This is a genomic window from Brevibacterium sediminis (assembly GCF_013623905.1).
GTDB classification, from domain to species: domain Bacteria; phylum Actinomycetota; class Actinomycetes; order Actinomycetales; family Brevibacteriaceae; genus Brevibacterium; species Brevibacterium sediminis.
The window spans coordinates 487006-504710 of record NZ_JABKDD010000001.1; the positions used below are offsets into that span (position 1 = coordinate 487006).

Annotated in this window: 12 protein-coding genes; 8 read left to right on the forward strand and 4 right to left on the reverse strand. The window is 64.4% G+C overall.

All coding sequences use genetic code 11. The features are described 5' to 3' along the window. The first annotated feature begins 10 nt into the window (after positions 1-10). Entirely contained in the window at positions 11-1297 is a 1287-nt protein-coding gene (locus HK108_RS02255; protein ID WP_181270458.1) for an MFS transporter, read from the forward strand. 54 nt (positions 1298-1351) lie between these two features. Here HK108_RS02255 and HK108_RS18725 read toward each other — a convergent pair whose 3' ends face one another. From HK108_RS18725 to valS, 3 genes are all read right to left on the reverse strand, one after another. Beyond that, on the reverse strand, positions 1352-1477 hold the full coding sequence (locus HK108_RS18725; protein ID WP_258233208.1) for a hypothetical protein: 126 nt from the start codon (positions 1475-1477) through the stop codon (positions 1352-1354). A 369-nt stretch (positions 1478-1846) separates the two neighbouring features. Then, positions 1847-2539 (reverse strand): AIM24 family protein, encoded by a 693-nt coding sequence (locus HK108_RS02260; protein WP_139467014.1) that lies wholly within the window; start codon positions 2537-2539, stop codon positions 1847-1849. A 258-nt stretch (positions 2540-2797) separates the two neighbouring features. Further along, complete coding sequence (gene valS / locus HK108_RS02265) at positions 2798-5443, reverse strand: valine--tRNA ligase (protein WP_181270459.1); 2646 nt, start codon at positions 5441-5443, stop codon at positions 2798-2800. A gap of 186 nt (positions 5444-5629) precedes the next feature. Between valS and HK108_RS02270 the strand changes: the two genes are divergently transcribed. The 6 genes from HK108_RS02270 (at position 5630) to ndk (ending at position 13631) form a co-directional block, all read left to right on the forward strand. Next, positions 5630-6859, forward strand: coding sequence for an acyltransferase (locus HK108_RS02270; protein ID WP_181270460.1), 1230 nt, complete (start codon positions 5630-5632; stop codon positions 6857-6859). A gap of 78 nt (positions 6860-6937) precedes the next feature. After that, positions 6938-7693 (forward strand): SDR family oxidoreductase, encoded by a 756-nt coding sequence (locus HK108_RS02275; protein WP_181270461.1) that lies wholly within the window; start codon positions 6938-6940, stop codon positions 7691-7693. A gap of 311 nt (positions 7694-8004) precedes the next feature. Then, entirely contained in the window at positions 8005-11268 is a 3264-nt protein-coding gene (gene ileS / locus HK108_RS02280) for an isoleucine--tRNA ligase (RefSeq protein WP_181270462.1), read from the forward strand. Further along, positions 11265-12767: a bifunctional folylpolyglutamate synthase/dihydrofolate synthase gene (locus tag HK108_RS02285; RefSeq protein ID WP_181270463.1), complete on the forward strand. Its 1503-nt coding sequence runs from the start codon at positions 11265-11267 to the stop codon at positions 12765-12767. The genes ileS and HK108_RS02285 overlap by 4 nt, the downstream gene beginning before the upstream one ends. Beyond that, positions 12764-13129 (forward strand): DUF4233 domain-containing protein, encoded by a 366-nt coding sequence (locus tag HK108_RS02290; protein WP_181270464.1) that lies wholly within the window; start codon positions 12764-12766, stop codon positions 13127-13129. Before HK108_RS02285 ends, HK108_RS02290 begins: the two co-directional genes overlap by 4 nt. Positions 13130-13211: 82 nt before the next feature. Beyond that, entirely contained in the window at positions 13212-13631 is a 420-nt protein-coding gene (ndk, locus tag HK108_RS02295; protein WP_039210750.1) for a nucleoside-diphosphate kinase, read from the forward strand. A 105-nt stretch (positions 13632-13736) separates the two neighbouring features. On the opposite strand, the gene HK108_RS02300 is transcribed toward ndk, so the two are convergent. Then, entirely contained in the window at positions 13737-14384 is a 648-nt protein-coding gene (locus HK108_RS02300) for a vitamin K epoxide reductase family protein (RefSeq protein ID WP_181270465.1), read from the reverse strand. Positions 14385-14685: 301 nt separating this feature from the next. Here HK108_RS02300 and HK108_RS02305 point away from each other — a divergent pair, with 301 nt between their 5' ends. Beyond that, the gene (locus HK108_RS02305; RefSeq protein ID WP_229663908.1) at positions 14686-17694 is read left to right on the forward strand and encodes an Rne/Rng family ribonuclease; all 3009 of its coding nucleotides are present in this window, start codon (positions 14686-14688) and stop codon (positions 17692-17694) included. Positions 17695-17705 lie beyond the last annotated feature (11 nt).

Genomic DNA, 17705 nt, shown 5'->3' on the forward strand with positions numbered 1-17705 from the left:
CTCTTTTCGCATGAGACTCCTGGCCGACACACGCCCACTGCGCTACGCGTCGTTCCGACGACTGTGGGTGGCCAATATCGTCACCGTCATCGGTGCGCAGATGACTGTTGTGGCGATCCCCGCACAGATCTTCCATATCACCGGGTCGTCCGGGTATGTCGGGCTCGCCGGTGCGTTCGGGCTGATTCCTCTCATCGTCTTCGGACTGTGGGGCGGGTCGTTGGCCGATGTCATCGATCGACGCAGACTGCTCGTGATCTCGACGGTCGGTCTGATCGTCACGAGCGCGATACTTGCCCTCATCGCGGTGCTCAGCATCGACAATGTCTGGTTGCTGCTGTCTGTATTTTCGATGCAGCAGGCATTCTTCGCACTCAACCAGCCGGCTCGGGGAGCTCTGCTGCCGTCGATCATCCCGCTCGGCCTGCTGCCCGCGGCGAACTCTCTGAACATGACTGTGATGACATTGGGCGCCGTCGTCGGCCCTGTCGTCGGCGGAGCGCTGATCCCTCTGTTCGGGTACCAGCTGCTCTACGTCATCGACGCCGTGTTCCTGTTCGCTACGCTCTACGCAGTGATCCGACTGCCGTCGCTGCCGCCGCAGAAACAGCCCGATACTCGGTCGGGATTCAAAGGCATCGTCGACGGGTTCCGGTATCTGCGGACGAACACCGTCGTCATGGTCTCTCTGCTGGTGGACATCATTGCGATGGTCTTCGGAATGCCGCGGGCCCTGTTCCCGCAGATCGCCGCGGAGACCTTCGACGGTCCGCCCGAGGGCGGCATCGTCTTCTCGCTGCTCTTCGCTGCGCTGGCCGGCGGAAGTGCATTGGCCGGGATCTTCTCCGGGTGGGTCTCACGCGTGGAGCGCCAGGGACTGGCCGTCATCGTCGCCATCGTCGTCTGGGGTGCGGCAATGACGGTGTTCGGACTGTCCCTTAAGCTGGCGGCTGGGTTCTGGCTGACCGCACTCGTCGTCGCATTGGCTGCGATGGCGGTCGGCGGAGGAGCCGATATCGTCTCCGGCGCTTTTCGGCAGACGATGCTCCAGGAAGCCGCAACCGATGCGATGCGCGGTCGGATGCAGGGAGTGTTCATCGTCGTCGTCGCCGGCGGACCTCGTATCGCGGACGTCCTCCACGGCTCCGTTGCTGCAGTCACAGACACCACGGTCGCCTCGGCGGGTGGCGGCATCGCCGTCATCGTTCTCGTGCTCGCCTGTGCGGTGGCCTTTCCGACCTTCCGGAAATACCGGGTCGAACGCGGCGGGCACGAGCACACTGTCCCCACTGCCTGATCAATCGAGCAGACCTGACGTTCGACCGTGCTCCTGCTACGAGTCGTCCCCGAATCAGCGCGAGTCGTCGTCCCGGAGGGCCTGCTCGATTCCGGCCAGTATTCCCGGCCACCCCGATCCCATGCCCTTGAATGCCTGACGCCCCAGCGGAGAGTCGACGTCGAGTCCCGAATGGGCCAAGCGGACTCGGTTTCTCCGACATGCCAGGATAGCCCGACTCTTCTGCGCTTTCGGGTATTGTCGCGCAGCTTGCCGCGTACCACTCACACCGGATTGCAAGAGCCATGACGCTCAAGTACTTTCGCATCTCTCAGTGCTGCTCTCGCTCTACCGCGTTGGTGTCTTAACGCCCCGGTGCTGGCGCATCCCTCACCCGTCCTGTCGAAACACCGTTGTGCACCAAGGCGTTGAGTCACGACGGGTGAGGGGCGCCCGATGCGAGAACATGGGGAGATGCGCGGGGGAGACGACGACACCCCCGACTCGCTGCCGAAGCAGCAGGTCGGGGGTGCGTCAGCGTGGTGATGCTGCGGACGGCCGCCAGGTGCGTCAGCTGGTGGTGGCCGAGTAGACGGCGTTCTCTGCGGGCTGGACGACGACGAAGCCGGGGCCGTGGAATGCCAGCTGCACGGACTCACCGGAGCCGCGACCGAAGAATGTGCCGACGCTGACGTCGGTCTTGATCTGCGGGGCCAGCGCCGACGACCAGCAGACGGCGGCCTGCGGATCGACGAAGGTCGGCTGCTGCGAGCAGTCGAGGACCATGGGCTCACCCTTGCAGCAGATGGCGGCAGTGCCCTGGCCGGCAAGTTCGAGGTTGAATAGTCCCGAACCGCTGACCATCGCACCGACACCGCCCTTGATGCGTTTGATCTCCCAGCTGAGCGCGTCGTCGAAGGCGAGCAGATTCGCGGTGTTGACGGTCAGTGCGTCCTGCGGACCTTCGAGCGCCATCATGAAGATGTTCGAGGCCTCCCTGGCGAAGAACACCTCTCCGTGTCCCTCGACGCGCATGACGTTTCCGCCCTCGCCGGTGGCTGCCTTCTTCATGAACTGGCCGACCGACTTCGACCCCTGGTGGGTGAAGCGGACATCGCCCTGATAGGCGACCATCGCGCCCTTGGTGGCGATCATCGGCGCGTTCGGCGTGACCACCGAACGCAGCATCTTGTTCGACTGTAGCGTCCACCGCTCTTGATTCTGTACCTCGGCGTTGCGCTTGGAAAAGAGTTCGCTTCTCACGGTTCTGGGGACCTTTCGTTCAGGGAGGACTTCGGTGTTTCTTCAGTGGTCGATAACCATAGTACGGCGGAGAGAACGCAGACCCCGGTCATTTCGTGTATCCGTTCCGGAACATGAACAGAGCCCCACGGCATCCACTGCTCCGACGCTGCGGAGGAACGAATGTCGCGGGGCTCTGCGGGACCAGTTCGGGTCTCAGTTCAGCCGGTGGGGCCGGAGGCTGCTTCTTCTGGCAGTCAGGGCCGGCTGGTGTTCGGCTCAGTCCTGGTCGACGAAGTCGATCGAGGCAATGGTGATCTCATCTCCGGCTTCCTCGGTGCTCAGGGACTTGATACGGCCCGCCGCCGTGAGGTCGCCTTCTGCCGCCGTGATCGCGGAGACGACGGTGGCCGGCGCCTGAATGGTCACGGAAGCGACCTCGGTCTTCTGCGACACCTTGGCCTCGGTCTTCGTGCGGCGGATCTCGGTCAGTGCGGCTGCCACCGAGGCCAGCAGCTCGGGATCGACGGACGATTCCGGGTGGCTCAGCACCTCATCTGCCGGCCACGGCGCACGGTGGACTGAACCGGTGCGCCACCAGGACCAGACCTCTTCGGTGACGAACGGAGTGAACGGAGCGAACAGACGCAGCAGGACATCCAGAGCAGCAGCCAAGGTGACGTGAGCCGACAGCTGATCGTCAGATCCCGATGAGCCGTAGGAACGGTCCTTGACGAGCTCGACATAGTCATCGGTGAACTCCCAGAAGAAGCTCTCGGTCACACGCAGTGCATGAGCATAGTCGTAAGCGGCCATATGCTTCCCGGCCTGCTCGACGACCTCGGCAAGCTTCGCCAGCAGGGCCCGATCGAGATCGTGGGTGACGGCACCGAGCTGACCGATGAGACCGGCATGCACACCCTGTGCCAGAGCGAACTTCGAGGCGTTGAGCAGCTTCATCGCCAGCCGGCGGCCGATCTGCATCTGCGTGACGTCGTAAGCGGTGTCCGCACCGAGTTTCGCGCTGGCCGCCCAGTAGCGGACCGCGTCAGGACCGAATCCCGGCTTCGCCTCGCCGAGGATGTCCGACGGAACCACGACATTGCCCTTGGACTTCGACATCTTCTTCCGGTCCGGATCGAGGATCCACCCCGACAGGCCGGCGTGCTTCCACGGTGCCGCATCGTTGAGCGAGTTCGCCCGGACCACGGTGGAGAACAGCCAAGTGCGGATGATGTCGTGTCCCTGCGGACGCAGGTCGAAGGGGAAGACCTTGTCGAAGAACTCCTCGTCACGCGACCAGCCGCCGAGCAGCTGCGGCGTCAGCGACGACGTCGCCCAGGTGTCGAGGACATCCGGGTCTGCGGTGAACCCGCCGGGCACATCACGCTGTTCGTCGGTGAAGCCGGCAGGAGCCTCGGCGATGGGGTCGCACGGAAGCGACTCGGGAACGATCGGATCATCGTAATCGGGCTGGCCATCAGCGTCGAGGCGGTACCACAGCGGAATCGGGACACCGAAGAACCGCTGCCGGGAGACCAGCCAGTCGCCGTTGAGGTTCTCCACCCAGTTCTCGTAGCGGGAGCGCATGTACGCCGGATGCCACTCGATCTCGCGACCGCGGGCGATGAGCGCATCCCGCAGTTCGGCCGACCGCCCGCCGTTGCGGATGTACCACTGACGGCTGGTGACGACCTCGAGCGGTTTGTCGCCCTTTTCGTAGAACGGGACCGGATGCGTGATCGGCTCGATCTCACCGATGAGGTCACCGGAGTCGATGAGCATCTGCGCAATGTCCTTGCGCGCAGAGAACGTCGTCTTTCCTGCCAGCGCCTCATAGTTGGCCACAGCATCGGACTTCGGTGAGTTCGCGATCCACTCGGGCACCTCGAGGTTGAGGCGGCCGCCTCGGTTGATCACCGCGCGGGTCGGCAGATCGAGTTCACGCCACCACGTGACGTCGGTGAGGTCGCCGAAGGTGCAGACCATGGCGATGCCGGTGCCCTTATCGGACTTCGCAAGCTCATGGGCGCGGATCTCGACGCTGACACCGAAGAGCGGCGAAACGACGTTCGTGCCGAACAGGGAGGCGTAGCGTTCGTCATCGGGATGGGCGACGAGCGCCACGACCGAAGGAATCAGCTCCGGACGCGAGGTGAGGATGATGATCGGTTCCGCCGAGGTGTCGGCCAGGCCATCAGCGCCCTCGGGGAAGAACTTCACCTTATGGTACGCGCCTTCGCGCTCACGATCCTCGAGTTCGGCCTGAGCCACAGCAGTGCCGAAGGTGACGTCCCACATGGTTGGTGCGTCCTGCGAATAGGCATGCCCGTTCTTCAGGTCGGTGAGGAAGGCCCGCTGGCTCACCGCACGCGAATCGTCATCGATCGTGCGGTATGTGTACTTCCAATCCACGGACAGTCCGGTGGAGCGGAAGAGGTCTTCGAACACCTTCTCGTCCTCGGCGGAGAGCTTCTCGCACAGTTCGATGAAGTTCTGGCGAGAGACCTTGACGAAGTCGCGCGAATTCTTCGGCGCCTTCTCCGGCGGCTGGAAGTCCGGGTCGTAGGGCTGGCCGGGATCGCAGGTGACTCCGTAGTAGTTCTGCACGCGACGTTCGGTCGGCAGGCCGTTGTCGTCCCAGCCGAGGGGATAGAACACGTTCTTGCCGGTCATCCGCTGATAGCGGGCGATGATGTCGGTCTGGGTGTAGGAGAACACGTGTCCGACATGCAGCGACCCCGAGGCGGTCGGCGGGGGAGTGTCGATCGAGTAGACCTGCTCGCGATCGGTGTCGACGTCGAACGCGTAGACGTTCTGCTCGCTCCACGCGGCGTCCCATTTGTCCCGCAGCCCCTCGAGGGCCGGCTTGTCAGGAAGGTTCACTGACTCGTGCGTCGAGTCCGAAAAGGCAGGTGTGTTCATAGTTGCTGATTTTCTCACCCGGTTCGCGATCGGCCAAACCGGTTCGCGCCCGTGGCCGCGCGAAGCCCCACCGGAGCTCGAGCGCAGCACTCCAGCCTCGGCCGCCCCAGCTCGACGGCGTGGGACGGCTCACACCCTGAAGGCGCAGTGAGTCGCCTGCGCCGCGGGCAATGACATCATGGACACATGGCGCCCTTGGACCGAATTCCGACAGAGAATCCGCCGCCCACGTCGACCGCGTGGATGAATCCGGCACGTTCGATCGCGATCATCGCCGTCGTGGCCATCCATTCCCTGGGCACCGTCGTCGAAGAGAACTTCGCAAGTATGGGGCCCGGCTGGTGGCTGGCCAACACCATCGACTCCGCCTGCCGGTGGTCGGTGCCCGTATTCATCATGATCTCCGGGGCCTTGGCCCTCGACCCCGACCGGGGCAGCAAACCGCGCAGGTTCCTGTCCAAACGTGTCTGGCGAATCGGCATCCCCCTCGTGTTCTGGACAGTCGTGTACGTTCTGTTCCGCCGCTACTACCTGCAGCCCGACGACGACACCTGGAATCCGGGCATTGCGATCCTCACCGGATCGCCCTTCGTCCAGCTCTACTTCCTCTACGTCCTTGCCGGTCTGACCCTGCTCACCCCGTACTTCCGCCTGCTGAGCGTGCACGGCTCCCGCCGTCTGCAGTGGGGGACCGGTCTGATCTTCCTCGGCATCGGCATGGCCGACCAGTGGGTGTCGATGGTCTTCGACGTCGGCGAAGCCAATATCGCCACCCGGTTCCTGCCGATGGCCGGTTTCTACATCCTCGGCTGGGTGCTGCGCGATATCATGCTCTCGGTCAGGGGTGCAGTCCTGGCGTGGGGCAGCCTCATCATCGCGGTCGCCGGAACCGCGGTCTGGGCAGGTCTGGGTCCCGGTGAGAAGCCGTGGATGTTCCCGTACGAATACCTCGCCCCCGGAGTCGTCCTCGCCTCCATGGCCGCCTACCTCCTCCTGCATTTCCATCTGCGCGAAGGCTTCGGACTGCTGCACCGGTTCTACCCGTATTCCTTCGGTGTGTTCCTCCTCCATCCGCTCCTGCTCTACCCTGTCCGAAATGCCATGGGCCTTCCGGACACCGTGCCAGGCGTCCTCCTCCACGCCGTGATCATGCCGATCGCCTATGCGATCATCTGCGCCGCAGTTACCTGGGTGGCGGTGAAGATCCCCGGCTTCCGTGCCGTCTTCGGCGAAGGCGGGCCCCGTAACCCGCACACCCGACCAAACGTGAAGAAACTCCGACCGGGCGCGAAGGGATCCCCGACCGTCACGACGACCCCGGAAGAAACGACGCCACCCGAGCCGGCCGGGAGCGGCCCTTTCGAGACCGATCTCGGCTCAGAAGACATCGCACGGGGCCGAGAGCCGACTCCGTAGACTGAGATCCGAACAGGAAACCCCGCTTCCGGGATCCAGACTCAAACCCGCCGACAGACCCGACAGAGGAGAACACAGATGGAAAAGCTCAGAGCAGTAGTCACAGGAGCCAGTTCCGGAATCGGTGCGGCCACGGTCCGACAGCTGCGCGAGCAGGGCTGGGACGTCGTCGCCGTGGCCCGCCGTGAGGACAAGCTCAAGGCCCTCGCCGAGGAGACCGGAGCCGACTACATCGTCGCCGACCTCACCGATGACGCCGCCGTGGTGTCCATGGCCGAACAGGTGGTCGCCGGGGGAGCCGTCCATTCCCTCGTGGCCAATGCCGGCGCCGCATTCGGAACCGACACCGTCGCCGAAGCATCGGTCGACGGGTGGCGGGACATGTTCGACATCAACGTCCTCGGCGTCCTGCGCGTCGTCAAAGCACTGCTGCCGGCTCTCATCGATTCCGGCCGCGGAGACATCGTCGTCATGTCCTCAACCGCCGGCCATCAGGCCTATGAAGGCGGCGGTGGCTACGTCGCTGCGAAGCACGGCACCCACTCGATGGCAGCGACCCTGCGCCTCGAGCTCGCCGGCGAACCCGTGCGCGTCATCGAGATCGCACCAGGAATGGTCGCCACCGACGAGTTCACCTTCAAACGCGTCGGCGGTGATGAGACGAAGGCCGCGAAGGTCTACGAAGGCGTCGAGAACCCGCTGACCGCGGACGACGTCGCCGACGCCGTCGTCTACACCCTCACCCGGCCCCACCACTTCAACGTCGATCTCATGGTCATCCGACCGATCGCCCAGGCCGCTCAGCATAAGGTCGCACGCAACCGGGGGCTGTGAGCACCCACGGCTCCAGCCCGGGGCCGCCTCGGCAAGGGAGATCCCCGCGCCGCCGAGTGGTCTCGGGCGGAGTCGACGGTATACGATTGTCTTGCGTCGATCCGGCTATCACCGGGGAGCATCCGGAAGAACGGAACCAGCGTTCGAAACGCCGCGTTCTCAGTAGACCCGGACGGGTGGACCCGTCATCGTCTGAGTGAATGAGCGATCCGCTGACCGACCTGAACCGGTCGGACTGCGGATAAGCGAGGTGGTACCGCGGCAGACTGTCGTCCTCGTGACAGTGACCGCAGTGACCCAGAAGGACGCTCATGACTCAGCCTCTCTATCCCAAGGTTTCGACCTCGACCTTCGGACTCTCGTCGTCCCCGAACTTCCCTGCCATCGAAGACGCTGTGCTGCGCTACTGGCAGGAGGACGACACCTTCAAGGCATCGATCGCCCAGCGCGATGCCGGCGAGAACGGCGAGAACGAATTCGTCTTCTACGACGGACCTCCCTTCGCCAACGGCCTGCCCCACTACGGTCACCTGCTCACCGGCTACGTCAAGGACGTCGTCCCGCGCTTCCAGACGATGCGCGGCAAGAAGGTCGACCGCCGCTTCGGCTGGGACACCCACGGCCTGCCGGCCGAGCTCGAGGCCGAACGTCAGCTGGGCATCACCGACAAGTCCGAGATCGGCCGCATGGGACTGGCCGCATTCAACGACGCCTGCCGCTCCTCGGTGCTGCGCTACACCCAGGAATGGGAAGAATATGTGACCCGTCAGGGCCGGTGGGTCGACTTCGACAACGACTACAAGACTCTCAACGTCGAATACATGGAAAGCGTCATCTGGGCGTTCAAGCAGCTCTGGGACAAAGGCCTCGTCTACGAGGGCTACCGCGTGCTTCCGTACTGCTGGAAGGACGAGACACCGCTGTCGAACCATGAGCTGCGCATGGACGACGACGTGTACAAGATGCGTCAGGATCCGGCCGTGACCCTCGGATACAGACTCAAGGACTCAGACGAGTGGGTCCTCATCTGGACGACGACACCGTGGACGGTTCCGTCGAACCAGGCCGTGGCCGTCAACCCGGAGATCCCGCTCGTCGCAGTGATCCCCGGTGAAGACGGTGCCGAAGAACTTCAGGGCAAGACTCTCATCCTTGCCGAGGCGCGCTTGGGAGCCTACTCTCGTGAACTCGGTGCCGAACCGCAGGTTGTGCGCACCTTCCCCGGCAGCGAACTCGTCGGCGCCTCCTACGAACCTCCGTTCCCGTACTTCGAGGGCCGTCAGGAGGAGTTCGGCGAGAACATGCACACGATCCTGGCCGCGGACTTCGTCACTGTCGAAGACGGCACCGGAATCGTCCACCAGTCACCCGCCTTCGGTGAAGAGGACAAGGAACTCACCGACTCCTACGGAATCACCGCCGCCCGTCCCGTCGACGACGCCGGTCGCTTCGATACGACCGTGCCCGACTACGCCGGCCAGCAGGTCTTCGACGCCAACAAGGCGATCATCAAAGACCTGCGCAACCACACGGGTCCGATGGAATCGCGGGGTGCTCTGCTGGTCCGCCACGAATCCTACGAGCACTCCTACCCGCACTGCTGGCGCTGCCGGAACCCGCTGATCTACCGTGCGGTGTCCTCCTGGTTCGTCCGCGTCACCGAGTTCAAGGACCGCATGGTCGAACTCAACGAGCAGATCAACTGGGTGCCCGACAACGTCAAGCACGGACAGTTCGGCAAATGGCTCGAAAACGCCCGCGACTGGTCGATCTCGCGCAACCGCTTCTGGGGCTCGCCGATCCCCGTGTGGATCTCCTCCGACCCGGCCTACCCGCGCACGGACGTCTACGGTTCCCTGGCCGAGATCGAAGCCGACTTCGGACGTCTGCCGCGCAACGACTCCGGAGACGTCGACCTCCACCGGCCGTGGGTCGATGACCTCACCCGTCCGAACCCGGACGACCCCACCGGAAAGTCGGTGATGCAGCGCATCCCGGAGATCTTCGACGTCTGGTTCGACTCCGGTTCGATGAGCTACGCCCAGGTGCACTATCCGTTCGAGAACTCAGAATGGTTCGACAACCACTTCCCGGCCGACTTCATCGTCGAATATGTGGGACAGACCCGCGGCTGGTTCTACCTGCTGCACGTCCTGGCCACAGCGATCTTCGACCGACCCGCATTCACGAACTGCATCTCCCACGGCATCGTGCTCGGTTCCGACGGGCAGAAGATGTCGAAGTCCCTGCGCAACTACCCCGACGTCAACGAGGTCTTCAACCGCGACGGCTCGGATGCCATGCGCTGGTTCCTCATGGCTTCGTCCATCCTGCGCGGCGGCAACCTCGTCGTCACCGAACAGGGCATCCGCGACGGTGTCCGCCAGGTCGTGCTCCCACTGTGGAACACATGGCAGTTCTTCGCCACCTATTCCAACGCGGCCGACGGTCCGGCGGGGGAGAAGACAGGCTACCAGGCACAGTCCCGCTACGACTCGTCCCAGGTCCTCGACCGGTACCTCCTGGCCAAGACGCACGACCTCATCACCGAGTTCGCCGAGGCGATGGAGGGACTCGACATCTGGGCGGCATGCGAACTCGTGCGCAACTACCTCGACATGCTCACGAACTGGTATGTGCGTCGTTCGCGTCGCCGGTTCTGGGACGGCGGTACCGACACGCATGAGTCCTTCGACGTGTTCTATACCTGCCTGGAGGCATTCTGCCGTGTGGCCGCACCCCTGCTGCCGTTCACGGTCGAAGAGATCTATCGCGGACTGACCGGGCAGCGGTCGGTGCACCTGGCCGACTACCCGGACGCCGAGGAATTCCCTGCCGACGCAGACCTCGTCGCGGCGATGGACCTCACCCGCGATATCTGCTCAACGGCCTCCTCGGTGCGCAAGGCCAACCAACTGCGGGTGCGCCTGCCGCTGTCGCAGCTGACCGTCGCCACCGACACGGACCTGAGCTCCGACTTCACCGAGATCATCGCCGATGAGCTCAATGTGCGTACCGTCGAGGTCCTCGACGTCGCCGAGGCGGAGGCCGCCGGCTTCTCCCTGTCACAGAATCTCGTCGTCAACGCCCGTGCCGCCGGACCCCGTCTGGGCAAACAGGTCCAGCAGGTCATCAAGGCTTCGAAGTCCGGCGACTGGTCCGTCACCGACGGCACCGTCGTCAGCGGCGGAATCGAACTCGTCGACGGCGAGTACACCCTCGAATCCGTGGCCGAATCCGGTACCGAGGGCATGGAGCTCGCGGCACTCGACTCCGGCTTCCTCGCCCTCGACACGCGGGTCACACCCGAGCTCGAGGCCGAAGGCATGGCACGTGATGCCGTGCGTGCCATCCAGGGCATCCGCAAGCAGCTCGATCTCGACATCTCCGACCGGATCGCCGTCACCATCGAAGCCGGCACCGAGGTGGTCGCCGCGCTCGAGCCTCACGTCGACCTCATCGCCGGTGAGACCCTGGCGACCACTCTGGACTTCGGCTCGGTCGACGCCGATGCCGAGGTCTTCAGCCCCGAAGAGCTCCCCGGCGGCACCCGTCTGGCGGTGAAGCGGGCATGAGCGAGCACAACACCCCAGCCGAGGATCCGGTGGCAGCAGCCGAGGAGCTGTTGGCCGCTGTCGAAGATCCGCAGACCGCAGAACAAGACGCGGATTCGGAACCTCTGCCCGAACCGGTCGTCGATGAGGCCACTCGGGCCGAGCTCGCCCGCGTCTATGCCCTGCTGCTGGCCCGGGCGGGGGAGACGCAGGTCGAGCTGCGCCTCGATGCGACTCGGAGGGCGTGTGAGATCCTCGGCGATATCCACACTGCGGCCCCGACGATCACGATCACGGGCACGAATGGGAAGACCTCGACGGCACGGATGATCGATTCGCTCATCTCCGCTCATGAGCTCCGGGTCGGCCGGTTCACCAGTCCGCACCTGCATTCGGTGACCGAACGGATCTCCGTGGACGGCGCCCCCGTGTCCGCTCACACCTTCGTGCGCATCTATGACGAGATCGCCCCGTACCTCGAGATCGTCGATGCCCAGCTCGAGACCGAAGGACGCGCGAAGCTCACCTACTTCGAAGCGCTGACCGTGCTGGCCTTCGCCGTGTTCGCCGATGCTCCGGTCGATGTCGTCGTCACCGAGGTCGGCATGGGCGGACAATGGGATTCGACGAACGTCGCCGATGCCCAGGTGTGCGTGTTCACGAAGATCGGTCTCGATCATCAGGCGTTCCTCGGCGACACCATCGAGGAGATCGCCGCGACCAAGGCTGGGATCCTCGATCGCAGCGTCGAGGACAGCCCGGCTCCCGAACCTGTTGCCGTGTCTGCTGTCCAGGACGAGGCCGCCCAGGCGGTCCTCGACGAGGAAGCCGCCCGCCGTGAGATTCCGCTGGCCGCCGAAGAGCGGGACTTCCGTCTCCTCGAACGGCAGCGGGCCGTCGACGGTCAGCTCATCACGGTCCAGGGCCGCAGAGACGTCTACTCCGACCTGTTCCTGCCGCTGCACGGAATTCACCAGGCCCACAATGCCGCGGTCGCGATCGTCGCAGCCGAGGCCTTCCTGGGAGCCGAAGACAAGCCGCTCAATCAGGAGACGGTGGCCGAAGGGCTGGCCCGCGTGACGTCACCGGGCCGCGCGGAACTCCTGCGCACGGGACCGAGCGTCGTCGTCGACGGCGCCCATAACCCGGATGCTGCGCATGTGCTGGCCGAGACCCTCGACGAGGCGTTCGACTTCGACTATGTCGTCATCGTGCTGGCGATGCTGGCGGACAAGGACAGCGACGGTGTCATCGAAGAGCTTCATCGCAGCGCAGATGTGTTCGTCGTCAGCGAGAATCTCAACTCCCGTGCGCTGCCGGCAGGCGACCTCGCCGATGCGGCGCGGGAATGGGTCGACGAGGATTCCGTCATCGTCGCCTCCGATCTCAACGCCGCTCTGATGAAAGCCATCGACATGGCCAACAGCGTCGATGCGAAGAGTCCGGGGATCGTCGTCACCGGCTCCATCTACACCGTGGCCGAAGCGCGCCTGCTGCTCGGACGAGGGGAGGAAGGATGAAATCGAAGTACCCCGTGCTCTGCGGATCGATACTCATCTGCGAGCTCGTCGTCGTCTACTTCGCCGTGCTCACGACCTTCGGCCTGTCGGTGAAGTCAGCGCAGACCCTGACCCTGGCACAGCTGCTCATCGGCGCCTCGGTCGTCGCCGTTTTGGCGATCATTGCCGTGATCCTGCTGCCGCGGCGGATCGGTGAGAAGCGTCCCGGTGTGATCATCGGGTGGGTCGTGCAGGGGCTGCTGCTGGCCTCCGGCTTCGTGCTCACCTCGATGTTCTTCGTCGCAGCGCTGTTCATCGCCCTATGGGCCGTGGCCGTGTACTGGTCGGCCCGCATCGATCGTGAGGTCGCCGCGCGCGGCTGAACCGTGAGAACGCCGAGGCGGGAGCGCCCCGGTGCCCGGGTAGACTGTGGACCGACGTCCACACGACATTGGAAGGACCGGAATGGAACGTACGCTCATCCTCATCAAGCCCGACGGAGTCGCTCGCGGCCTCGTCGGACAGATCGTGGCCCGAATCGAAGCCAAGGGCTATGCGATCGACGCCTTGGATCTCCGCTCGGCCACCGCCGCCGAACTGGCAGCCCATTACGCCGAGCACGAAGGCAAGCCCTTCTACCAGCCGCTGGTCGACTTCATGTCCGAAGGGCCGATCGTCTCGATCATCGCCTCCGGACAGGGCGTCATCCCCGGCTTCCGGTCCCTGGCCGGCGCCACCGACCCGACGGCAGCAGCCCCCGGCACGATCCGCGGCGATCTCGGTCGCGACTGGGGTGAGAAGGTGCAGAAGAACCTCGTTCACGGATCCGATTCCACCGAATCGGCCGAACGCGAGATCGGAATCTGGTACCCGGCCGAAGGCTGATGACAGGCAGAAGACCGAATGCGGCCGACGTCTGAGCCGAGCCGGTCGAATAAGTGAGGGTGCCCCACCGTTTGGTGGGGCACCCTCACTGCATGTGATTCATGTTCAGAGCAGGTTGGAGAAGAACGCCCAGAACTGTACGACGATGCAGGCGAAGATGATGAGCATCCACAGCACCGACAGGGCGATGTTCTCCTTCGCCAGGACCCTCAGCACGGCATTGTCGGCGGCGCGCCGACCGAAGGCTCCGGTGAGCAGATTGCGGGCGGTGACGGCCATGAACATCGGAATCGTCACGGTCCACACGATGATGCACCACGGGCAGCCGACTCCGATCTTGTAGATCGAGACGTAGAACAGGAACATCACCAACGCCACGCCGCAGCCCAGTCCGATATTCAATCCCACCATCACCCAGCGGGGCAGGCGGGTGCCGGACAGGATCAGCACACCGAGCAGCAGCGGGATGATGAAGGCCGCCACGCCCATGAGCTGATTGGGGAAGCCCAGGAGCTCGGCTTCGGCATGTTCCATGACCGAACCGCACGAGAAGAACGGGTTGAGGTCGCACGAGAGCACGACGTCCGGGTTCGCCAGCTTTTCGTACTTCTCCGCCGACAGTGAGAACGAGGCGAGGAAGCCGATGGCAGAGGCGATGATGAGGAAGATCCCGAACGGCACCGATCTGAGCACCCACGACGAGGTGGTGTCGGCGGACTCGAGGTCATCGGATTGAGTCAGTGTGGTGTTCACTCCTCAAGAATGCCTGGCCATGTCCCGTGCGGCAAACCCCGTCCCCATCGAAACCTCAGCGCAGAGGCACTTCTGTGACATAATGGTCGGACGGATACCTGTTCTCACACCGAGCAGGAGACGTGCCTCCACCGAGTCGAGGGTATGACCTCGCAGGTCGACAACAAGATGAGGCAGCACGGAAGGCCTACGCGCTGAGCGCGAGCCGGATGTGCCATCCACAGGTTTCGGTCCATTGCGGACCATGCAAGGATCCGAAGATCCGTACGGTGTGGACGGCGTCTTCGGACTGGGAGATACGATGAACGATACCGACGGCACAGAGTCGACAGATCCGACCGAAGGCATTCTCGCGGACCTCGCGAATCTGCAGCAGTCGGCGGGTGCCAAGAACGCCGAACACGAGGATGTCGACGACAGCGTGCGTGCGCGCCTCGATGACATCGCCGAGGCGGCCGAGTCGCTGCGTATCGGCGATGCCGATGACAGTGACGACGAGGAGGACGAAGAACCGACTCCTCGCCGAGGCGGGCAGAAGTCCGCACGCGATGCCGTGGCCAATCGGGGACTCGTCTTCGAGGAGTTCGTCCGCGGAGACTCAGACGACGACGCTGACGATGATCACGACGACTCTGACAATGCCGATGTCGACGACGATGATGACGATGAGTCCGATGCTGCGTCGCAGGCATCGCCGAGCTTCGACCCGCGCAATCCCTTCGCGGCCCCGGCCGCTCCGGCTGCCGCGCCCGAACCTCGCACCACTCCGGCTGTGCCCTATGACGGCGGCCTGATCTTCCAGGTGCCGAAGGCCGAACACGCCGAGGTCATCACGGTCGACGACGATGACTCCGACGACGACTGGGAAGATTCCCACGACTCCGATGAGGACACGTCGTCCCCACAGGAAAACCGTCAGAACGACCGTGGTGAGGACGATTCCTCCAGCGGTCCGCGTCGGCGGCGAGGCGGCCGTGGGCGCCGATCGCGCAATCGCGATGACTCCCACGACGATTCCTCGGACTCCGACGACGACTCGAAGGACTCCGAGGACGACTCCTCGGACTCTGCCGGCAACCAGGACGCGAAGCCGTCGAAGCGGGGATCTCGGTCGAGCAATCGCGGTTCGAAGCGCTCCGATGCGGACGCCGAGGACTCTCATTCGAAGTCGGATCACAAGGAGTCCGACCACAGGGACTCCGACGATTCGGATTCGGACGATGGTGACGATGACTCCGACGGCGGTTCGCGTCGTCGCCGCCGTCGTCGGTCTCGCACCCGCAGCACCGACCGCGACGAAGTCACTTCGCTCAAGGGTTCGACCCGTCTCGAGGCGAAGCGCCAGCGTCGCAAGGAGGGCCGCGAAGCCGGACGTCGCCGCCCCATCATCACCGAAGCCGAATTCCTCGCTCGACGTGAGTCCGTCGAGCGGACCATGCTGGTGCGGGAGAGCGGCGACCAGACCCAGCTCGTCGTCGTCGAAGACGGGATCGCTGTCGAGCACTACCTCAAGGAGAACCGGCAGCAGTCCTCGCTCATCGGCAACGTCTACCTGGGCAAGGTTCAGAACGTGCTGCCGAGCATGGAGGCGGCATTCATCGACATCGGCAAGGGCCGCAACGCCGTGCTCTACGCCGGTGAAGTCAACTGGGACGCCCTCGGCATGGACGGCAAGGCGCGCCGCATCGAAACCGCGCTCAGCCCCGGCGACGCCGTGCTCGTGCAGGTGACGAAGGATCCGATCGGACATAAGGGCGCCCGCCTGACCAGCCAGATCTCTCTGCCTGGGCGGTTCCTCGTCTACGTTCCGGGCAATTCGATGACCGGAATCTCGCGGAAGCTGCCCGACAACGAACGCGCACGCCTGAAGAAGCTGCTCAAACAGCTCGTCGGCGATTCGAACGGCGTCATCGTGCGCACCGCTGCCGAGGGCGCCACCGACTCCGATCTCTCGCGTGATGTCGAACGTCTCGCCAAACGGTGGGAGACGATCGAGAAGAAGTCGAAGTCGACGAAGGTGCTGGCGCCACAGCTGCTCTACAGCGAGCCGGACATGATCGTGCGCATCATCCGTGATGTCTTCAACGAGGACTTCAGCTCGCTCGTCATCGACGGCGACGGCGCATGGAACACCATCCACGAGTATGTCGAATCCGTCGCACCGGACCTGCTCGATCGTGTCCACAGCTACAACGAGGACGAGGACATCTTCGACCACTACCGGATCGAAGAGCAGGTCCAGAAGGCGCTGCAGCGCACGGTCAACCTGCCCTCGGGAGGTTCACTCGTCATCGACCGCACCGAAGCGATGACGGTCGTCGACGTCAACACCGGCAAGTTCACCGGCTCCGGGGGCAACCTCGAGGAGACGGTGACCCGCAACAACCTCGAAGCCGCCGAGGAGGTCATTCGGCAGATCCGCCTGCGCGACATCGGCGGAATCATCGTCGTCGACTTCATCGACATGGTGCTCGAGTCCAACCGCGACCTTGTGGTGCGCCGCCTCGTCGAGTGCCTCGGTCGCGACCGGACGAAGCATCAGGTGGCCGAAGTGACATCGCTGGGACTCGTGCAGATGACGCGCAAGCGCATCGGCACCGGACTCGCCGAATCCCTGGTCAGCGCCGGTGAAGACCTCACCGGCCGGGGCCTGCTGCTGCCGGGTTCGGAAGAAGACGGCTCGAAGGCGCACCGCGGCGGCCGCTCGGCGAACCACGACAACCGCCGTGACCGCAAGCGCCGGGGAGACTCAGGCTCGAAGTCCAAGCACAATGAGGCCGAATCGACAGATGAGACAGTGTCATCGGACGCTTCTCGGTCAGCCGTCGCCGCGATCGCGAAGGCCACCCTGAAGAAGGATGACGCCGATTCGCCCGAATCGACGTCCGACGCTCAGACTCAGTCCGATGATTCGGCGAACAACGGCGAGAACGGCAAGTCCCGATCGCGTTCACGGAACGGCCGGCGACGTTCGCGCTCGAACCGGAGCGACGACTCGCAGGCCGCGACGCCCGACGAGAAGCCCAGTGGCAACGAGAAGTCGAACGGCGCTGAGCACACACCGGCGGAAGCGACGCCTGCGAACGAGCAGACACAGTCCGCTGAACAGAAGCCGGCAGCCGAGCAGAAGCCAGTCGCCGAAGAGCCGAAGGATCTGCCGTTGATGATCGGCGCGGACAGCGAGACGAAGGTCGCCGCCGCTGAACCGGTCAAGAGCACTCCGGCGAAGAAGCGCGAACCGGCGAAGAGGGCCCCTGCCCCCAAGCAGGAGCAGCTGCCTGCCTCGTTCGTCATCATCGGTGAGGACTGAACACCTCTCCT